This is a genomic window from Nocardioides sp. (genome assembly GCF_029937575.1).
Lineage (GTDB): Bacteria > Actinomycetota > Actinomycetes > Propionibacteriales > Nocardioidaceae > Nocardioides.
Genome location: NZ_JAPYPS010000002.1, coordinates 23,113 through 29,953, shown reverse-complemented (window position 1 = coordinate 29,953; position 6,841 = coordinate 23,113). Strand labels below are relative to the sequence as shown.

Annotated in this window: 9 protein-coding genes; 4 read left to right on the top strand and 5 right to left on the bottom strand. The window is 72.5% G+C overall.

Features of this window, described 5'->3' with window-relative positions:
- On the top strand, nt 1–249 hold a 249-nt coding region (locus tag Q1K33_RS01075; RefSeq protein WP_300399831.1), incomplete at its 5' end, for a hypothetical protein.
- Nucleotides 250–282: 33 nt separating this feature from the next.
- On the opposite strand, the gene Q1K33_RS01070 is transcribed toward Q1K33_RS01075, so the two are convergent.
- On the bottom strand, nt 283–864 hold the full coding sequence (locus tag Q1K33_RS01070; protein ID WP_300399830.1) for a 2'-5' RNA ligase family protein: 582 nt from the start codon (nt 862–864) through the stop codon (nt 283–285).
- Between the two features lie 39 nt (nt 865–903).
- On the opposite strand from Q1K33_RS01070, the gene Q1K33_RS01065 reads away from it, so the two are divergent.
- Complete coding sequence (locus Q1K33_RS01065; protein WP_300399829.1) at nt 904–1,656, top strand: adenosylcobinamide-GDP ribazoletransferase; 753 nt, start codon at nt 904–906, stop codon at nt 1,654–1,656.
- A gap of 18 nt (nt 1,657–1,674) precedes the next feature.
- Here the strand turns inward: Q1K33_RS01065 and Q1K33_RS01060 are convergent, their stop codons facing one another.
- A complete protein-coding gene (locus Q1K33_RS01060) occupies nt 1,675–2,184 on the bottom strand; it encodes a bifunctional adenosylcobinamide kinase/adenosylcobinamide-phosphate guanylyltransferase (RefSeq protein WP_300399828.1) in 510 nt (169 codons plus the stop codon).
- A 78-nt stretch (nt 2,185–2,262) separates the two neighbouring features.
- Between Q1K33_RS01060 and Q1K33_RS01055 the strand changes: the two genes are divergently transcribed.
- Nucleotides 2,263–2,724, top strand: a complete 462-nt coding sequence (locus Q1K33_RS01055; protein ID WP_300399827.1) for an NUDIX domain-containing protein — start codon at nt 2,263–2,265, stop codon at nt 2,722–2,724.
- Here Q1K33_RS01055 and Q1K33_RS01050 read toward each other — a convergent pair.
- Complete coding sequence (locus Q1K33_RS01050) at nt 2,699–4,186, bottom strand: RNB domain-containing ribonuclease (protein WP_300399826.1); 1,488 nt, start codon at nt 4,184–4,186, stop codon at nt 2,699–2,701. The two genes, Q1K33_RS01055 and Q1K33_RS01050, sit on opposite strands and share 26 nt — an antisense overlap.
- Between Q1K33_RS01050 and yaaA the strand changes: the two genes are divergently transcribed.
- The gene (yaaA, locus tag Q1K33_RS01045; RefSeq protein WP_300399825.1) at nt 4,185–4,985 is read left to right on the top strand and encodes a peroxide stress protein YaaA; all 801 of its coding nucleotides are present in this window, start codon (nt 4,185–4,187) and stop codon (nt 4,983–4,985) included. The genes Q1K33_RS01050 and yaaA overlap by 2 nt on opposite strands.
- A 59-nt stretch (nt 4,986–5,044) precedes the next feature.
- On the opposite strand, the gene Q1K33_RS01040 is transcribed toward yaaA, so the two are convergent.
- Both Q1K33_RS01040 and Q1K33_RS01035 read right to left on the bottom strand, forming a co-directional pair.
- On the bottom strand, nt 5,045–5,476 hold the full coding sequence (locus Q1K33_RS01040) for a hypothetical protein (RefSeq protein ID WP_300399824.1): 432 nt from the start codon (nt 5,474–5,476) through the stop codon (nt 5,045–5,047).
- A 186-nt stretch (nt 5,477–5,662) separates the two neighbouring features.
- Nucleotides 5,663–6,841 (bottom strand): bifunctional RNase H/acid phosphatase, encoded by a 1,179-nt coding sequence (locus tag Q1K33_RS01035; RefSeq protein WP_300399823.1) that lies wholly within the window; start codon nt 6,839–6,841, stop codon nt 5,663–5,665.

Here is a 6,841-nt window from a genome sequence, read left to right as displayed (position 1 = left end):
CCGGTGGAGACAGGCGCCCAGGCGGAGACGAACATGAAGGCCGAACAGAAGGCCGAGCAGAAGGCCGCCAAGAAGGCTGACAAGGCGAAGAAGAAGGCCGCCGAGAAGAAGGCCGCCAAGAAGGCTGCCAAGAGGGCCGCCAAGGCGAAGAAGAAGGCCGCCAAGAAGAAGGCCGAGCCCGGCAGCAAGAGCCGCGGGAAGAGCAAGGCGCAGGGCAAGAGCAAGGGCAAGGGCAAGGGCAAGAAGTAGCGTCCGCGCCCAGCGGGCACGCCCAGCACCGCGCTACTGCGTCGCGCGCCCGCCCAGCGTCCACGACCTCATCAGCCGGCACCTCCCGCTCTCGTACCAGACGAGATCGAGACGTTGCGCACGCGTGACCACAGGGATCGCATCACCGAGCAGGCGACGGGTCGAGGCCACGTCCACGTCGGCCGAGGCCAGGTCCAGCGTGAGGTGGGGTAGGACGGCGCTCGGTGGCCCGTAGCGGCCGCCGTACGGCGGGTGGTCCGGGAAGGCGGCTCCCAGCCGCTGGGTCAGCAACCGGAAGCCCGTGTCCGGCGCAGGCAGCAGGTGGATGATCCCGTCCGGAAAGGCCGCGACCTCACCGAGCACGGCCTCGAAGGACAGCGTGTCAGCGGCGATTCTCGCCACCACGGCCAGGTCCTCTTCGGTCGGCTCGGGCACGAAGGGTCCCAGGGCCGTGACGTGGGCGTGGACGTAGCCCGGGTCGTCGCACACGAAGCCCGCGTCGTAGTGCGCCGTCCGAGCCCGAACGAAGCCCTCCAGCTCCGGCACCGGGACCTGCAGGACGCTGTGTCCGGCCGGCCCGTCCCAGGAGCGCAGCACCTGCTCCACCTCACTCACCTGCGCAGCCTCGCACGGCACGTTGGTAGCCTCCCGCGGGTGTCCTGGACCGCCGTGCGCGATGCCTGGCGGCTCTCCGTCGGCACGCTGACCGCCATACCCGTGCGACCACCCGGGCACGTCGACCGCACGGTGGCTGGGGTGGCCATGCTCCTCGCGCCCCTGGCCGTGCTCCCGCTGGCCGCGGTCGTCGCCCTCGTGGTCTGGACGGGGCCCCGGGCCGACGTGTCGCCACTGGCCACCGCCGTCGTCGCCGTCGCGACGCTCACCCTCGGCTCGCGCGCCTTCCACCTCGACGGGCTCGCCGACACCGCCGACGGACTCACCGCCTCCTACGACCGCGAGCGGTCGTTGGCGGTGATGCGCACCGGAGCCGCAGGGCCGGCCGGCGTCGTGGCCGTCGTGCTGGTCCTCGGCGCACAGACGGCCGGTCTCGCCTCGCTGGTCCTGGACGACCACGGCTGGCTCACCGCGGGGGTGCTCGTGTGCGTCTCCCGCGGGGTGCTCGCCGGGCTCTGCTCGCGTGGGGTCCCCGGCGCGCGTCCCGACGGCCTGGGCGCGACGTTCGTGGGTAGCGTCGCGCGCCCGGCAACGGCCGCGGTCACTGCGGTCGCGGCCGTGCTCTGCTGGTTGGTGGCCTCGGTCTCCGGACTGGTCGGACTCGTCGCGGCGATCCTGGTGGTCGCCGCCCTCACCGCCCGGGCCGTACGCCGTCTGGGCGGCGTCACCGGTGACGTGTACGGGGCAGGGGTGGAGGTCGCGCTGGCCACGCTGCTGGTCAGCGTCTCCTGAGGCCGACCCCGCCGCGCACTACAGGCGCAGGACGCGCCCGGCCACGACGAGGTGCACCTCGTCGACCGCTGCGCCGAAGCGCTGGTTGACGCTGCCGAGCAGGTCTCGGAACACCCGCCCAGACCGGTGTGCGGGCACGACGCCGAGACCGACCTCGTTGGTCACCAGGACCACCCGCTCACCCATCGCCTGCACGGCGACGTGCACGGCCTCGTCGACCCGTCCGGTGATCTCCTCGATCGGGGCGTCCCACAGGTGTGCGTCGTCGACGAAGCGGGTGACCCAGGTGCCGAGGCAGTCGACCAGCACGGGGTCGGTCGTGCCCAGTGCCGTCGCGAGATCGCCGGACTCGTGCGTGTCCCAGGTCGAGGGTCGGCGCAGCCGGTGCGCCGCGACGCGCGCTCGCCAGTCGGCGTCGTCGAGCACCGGCCCGGGCGCGACGTACCGAACCCGCACGACGTCGTCGAGCAGGGACTCGGCGTGGCGCGACTTGCCTGATCGCACGCCGCCCGTCACGAGGATCCTCACGCACCCCAGCATGGCAGCATGGCGGCGTGAGGACCTGCCGACCTGGTGGCGAGCTGGTGGTGACGTGATGCTGACGTGATGCAGTGGGCGATGTGCGCGCACGGGCACTCCCACTGGGGGCGCCGCGGCGCGGCCGGGCTGCTGCTGGCCCGCGACGGCATGGCACTGATGCAGCTGCGAGCCGGCTGGACGCACCGCGGCGGCACCTGGGCGCTGCCCGGCGGAGCCCGCGAGCGTGACGAGTCGCCCGTCGAGGCCGCGCTGCGCGAGGCGGAGGAAGAGATCGGGCTGGGCGCCGAGCACGTGCAGGTGCACGGGTCCCGGTCGGCCGACTGCGGGGGCTGGGTCTACGAGACGGTGCTCGGCACGCTGCTGGGCCAGCCGACGATCTACGACCGCTCGGAGAGCGCCGGACACCGATGGGTGCCCGAGGGTGACGTGGCCGATCTGCCGCTGCATCCCTCGTTCCGGGCGGCCTGGGGCGATGACGACCGGGTCCTGCGGGACTTCGTGGTCAGCTCCGGGTCGGCTGCTCGCTGACCAGGCTGAAGCGCACCTTGCGCTCGGTGACGTCCGCGGTGTCCAGCCGCACTCGCACGTCCTCACCCAGCGGCAGCGGGCCAGCGTCGGAGACGGGAGCTTCCACCCCGAGCGATCGGACCATCGCGGTTCCGCGCTCGGGGCGCTTCTCGTCGACCGCCACCACGACGGCGTCGAAGACCTCGCCCACCCGGTCCACGAGAAGGCCCGCCTCCACCAGGTCGACGACGGCGCGCTCGTAGGTGCGTGCCCGCTGGCTGGAGCGCTGCATCGTCGAGGGCAGCCCGGGCAACGCCGCGAGCACCCACTGCGGCACCGGCTTCTCGGCGCACAGCGCCACGCAGACCTCACCGGCGTACCGGTCGGCGAGGCGACGCAGCGGAGCGGTCACGTGGGCGTACTCCGAGGCCAGCGCCGAGTGCTGCGGCTCGGCCGGCACCTCGCCGTCGAAGGCGACGTACCCACTGCCGCGCAGGAGCCGGGCGCTCGCCAGGATCACCGCAGCGTGGTCGGCCCGGTGCGGGTCGAGGGCACGGATGAAGTCGGGGTAGAGCATCTCGGCCGGCCACTCGACACCGAGCGCCCGCGCCGTGCGGTGGAGCCGTTGGACGTCGCGCGGGTCCGGGTCGGGCAGCGTGCGCAGGAGACCCACCCGCGCATAGACCATGAGCGAGGCGGCACCGAATCCCGTGAGCAGCGAGATCTGGGCGTTCCACTCCTCGATGGGCAGCAGCGAGCGGTACTCCAGGCGCCAGCGCCCGTCGGCGATGTCGATCTCCTGGTCGGGCAGCGGAAGTGACACCCCACCGCGAGCGGCATCGCGGACGATTCGCTTCTCCCCGATCTCCTTGACCAGCACCAGCGTCTCGGAGGCGGTGCCGTCGTCGAGCATCGCCTGGGCGCTCTCGTAGGAGAGCTTGGCGCGCGAGCGCACCAACGCCCGTTCGACGTGGATGTCGGTCCCCTCCCCGGCGGCGTCGACCCGAATCGTCCACAACAGCGCCGGGCGGACCTGGTCGGGCAGCAGGGAGCCCGCGTCCTCGGAGATCGCCGGCGGGTGCAGCGGCACCTTGGAGTCGGCGCCGTAGAGCGTCTCGCCGCGCTCGTTGGCCTCCACGTCGACCGGGTCGCCCGGGGTGATGAAGGCGGCCAGGTCTGCGATCGCGTAGTGCACGACGTACCCCACGTCTCCTTCGCCTGCGCCGCCCGGGCCACGTTGCACGTGCACCGCCTGGTCGAGGTCCTGGGCCGTCTCGGGATCGATCGTGACGAAGTCCAGGTCGGTGCGGTCGAGGTCGGGCAGCCGCGGTGACCCGGCTGCCTTCTCGGCGGCTGCCAGGACCTCGGGCGGGAAGTCGGGCGTGACGTCCAGCTCGGCCTGGATGCGGGCGATGCCCGCTCGGATGGTCGTGACGACGTCGCTGTCGTCGGTCCGGAGCCGGACCACGGGGTTGCTCGGCATGGGCCTAACCTATGCCTTCGTGCTCATCCTGCTGCCGCCCAGTGAGGGCAAGACCGCTCCGCGTCGGGGCAAGTCGCTCGACCTCTCGACGCTGACCACCCCCGAGCTGACCTCGGCACGTGCCGAGGTGCTCGACGCCCTGGTCACCCTGTGCCTCGAGGACCCCGCCGGTGCCGCGGGGCTTCTCGGGGTGCCGAAGTCGCAGCTCGACCTGGTCGACCTCAACGCGCGGGCCCGCACGTCGCCGACAGCGCGGGCCGACGCCGTCTACAGCGGCGTGCTCTACGACGCCCTGGACGTGGCGTCGCTGTCCTCGTCGGGCAAGCGCCGGGCGTCCGGGCGACTGGCCGTGCAGTCGAGTCTCTTCGGGCTGGTGCGGCCCGGCGACCGGATCCCGGCCTACCGTCTCTCCGGCGACGCCACCCTGCCCGGGCTCGGCTCCGTCGCGGCCCACTGGCGCGCCGCCCTGGACCCGGTGGCGCCCGCCCTGATCGGCGCCGGACTCCTGATCGACCTACGGTCCGGCATGTACGCCGCGTTCTGGCGCCCGCCGGTCGAGCTGGCCAAGCGCGTGGCCACCGTGCGGGTGCTGCACGAGGTGGACGGCAGGCGCCAGGTCGTCAGCCACTTCAACAAGGCCACCAAGGGGCGCATCGTGCGCGCCCTCCTCGAGGACGGTGCCGACCCACGCACCCCGGCCCGACTCGCCGACGTGCTGCGCACGCTCGGCTGGACTGTGGAGGTCGGCGACCCCACCTCGAAGGGCACCCAGCTCGACGTGGTCGTCAGCGAGGTCTGAAGTCCGGTCCCGCCCAGGCCCGTCCAGTCCCGCCCAGTCCCGCTGAGCCGGGTACGGGCTCAGGCCGAGCGCGCCAGCTCGTCGTACGGCAACGGCACGAGGGTGTCGTCGGTCGCCAGGTGGACGACCTCGGTCGGCACCCCGGCGTCACGGCACCCCGCCACGAGGGCGGCCACCAGGGCGCGGTCGGCTCCGGATGGCCCACCGCTTCCGGGGCGGCTGCGCAGGAAGGCCCAGCGCGAGCCGTCGGGCACGTCAGGAGTCAGGTGGGCCAGGAATGCCCCGAAGGCGATCGCCTCCTCGGGCGTCGGCTGGACCCCTTCGTCGACCACCTCGAGCAGCACCGGTGTCGGCAGGTCGTCACCGCCGATCGCCAGCACCCACAGGGTGCCGTCGGAGAAGCCGAGCGGCTCCATGAGCCTGCGCCAGAAGGCCTCCAGATCGGCCTGCGTGCGGATCGGAAGGTCTGAGATCGGTGTCGTGTCGTCCATGCCCACGAGCCTCACCCAACGACGCCGATCGCGCATCCGGCTCTCCACAGGGCTGTCGACGCGGGGCGCGCCATTCACCGGCTGGCCGGTGAACCCGGCACTTGGACGATGTCCGGACATCGTCCAAGTGCATCTTTCACCGGCCAGCCGGTGAAAGCGGCGCCTCGCTTCGGCCACGAAGGCCCACTACCAAGCGCTCGACGCGAACGCATCCCGCACCGGCGGCAACGCGTTGAACAACCGCAGCGAGGCACGTCCGTCGGCGTAGTAGGTGACCACCGAGACCGATGCCGGCGAGAGCTCCATCCGGAAGACCGCGTCCAGAGGTGCCTGCAGGGCGTCCGCGACGAGCGTCTTGATCGGCGTGACGTGCGAGGTGACGACGACCGTCCGGCCGGCGTGCTCGGTGAGGAGCCGGTCGCGTGCAGCGAGGACGCGTTCCTGCACGACGCGGAAGGACTCCCCTCCCTCGGGAGCGACGTCGAGGGAACCGAGCCAGGACGTCATCTCGTCGCCGTGCTGCTCGGCGACCTCGGCGAACGTCAGCCCGTCCCAGTGCCCGAACTCCATCTCGGCAAAGCCCGGCTCGTCAGTCACCGCGACGCCACCGAGCAGCTCGCTGAGCAGGTCGCCTGACTCGCGCGTGCGGCGCACCGGCGAGGACACGATCGCGTCCACCCGCTCGGCCAGCGGCGCCAGCCAGTCGCCGACGGCGCGGATCTGCTCTCGCCCCTCCTCGCTCAAGGCCGGGTTGTCGCCGCCCAGCCCACCGGAGAAGCGCTTGGCCGAGGTGTGCTTGGTGACGCCGTGGCGCACGATGATCACCGTGGTGGCCTCTCCCTCGCCACCCCAGCCACGTGCAGGAGGATTGCTCGGGCGCGGGGACTCCTCGACCTCCTCGATCAGGGAGTCGGCGGGCTCCGCGTCGATCCCGTGCACCGTGACGCCGTCACGTGCTCCGTCCAGGGCCTCGTTGGCGAGCCGGTCCGCGTGGGCGTTCTCGGCCCGCGGCACCCAGGTGTACGTCGTGCCGTGCGGCGCCACGTCGCCGGCCTCACGCGCCAGCACCTGCATGTCGGGGTGCTTGATCTTCCAGCGACCCGACATCTGCTCGACCACGAGCTTGGAGTCGAGCCGGGCCTCGACGACTGCGCCCGGGGCGTGCTCGGCCGCCAGCAGCAGACCAGCGATCAGCCCGCGGTACTCCGCGACGTTGTTGCTCGCCCTGCCGATGGCGGTGCCGTCCTCGGCGATGACCTCCCCCGTCTCGGCGTCCTTGAGCACGGCGCCGTACGCGGCCGGACCCGGGTTGCCACGAGAGCCGCCGTCCGCCTCGACGACGACCTTGCTGGGTGCGTCAGCCAC

Excerpts from the sequence above, each read along its gene's own strand:
- Q1K33_RS01055 (WP_300399827.1), top strand. The coding sequence starts at position 2,263 with ATGCAGTGGGCGATGTGCGCGCACGGGCACTCCCACTGGGGGCGCCGC.
- yaaA (WP_300399825.1), top strand. The coding sequence starts at position 4,185 with ATGGGCCTAACCTATGCCTTCGTGCTCATCCTGCTGCCGCCCAGTGAG.
- Q1K33_RS01050 (WP_300399826.1), bottom strand. The coding sequence starts at position 4,186 with ATGCCGAGCAACCCCGTGGTCCGGCTCCGGACCGACGACAGCGACGTC.
- Q1K33_RS01040 (WP_300399824.1), bottom strand. The coding sequence starts at position 5,476 with ATGGACGACACGACACCGATCTCAGACCTTCCGATCCGCACGCAGGCC.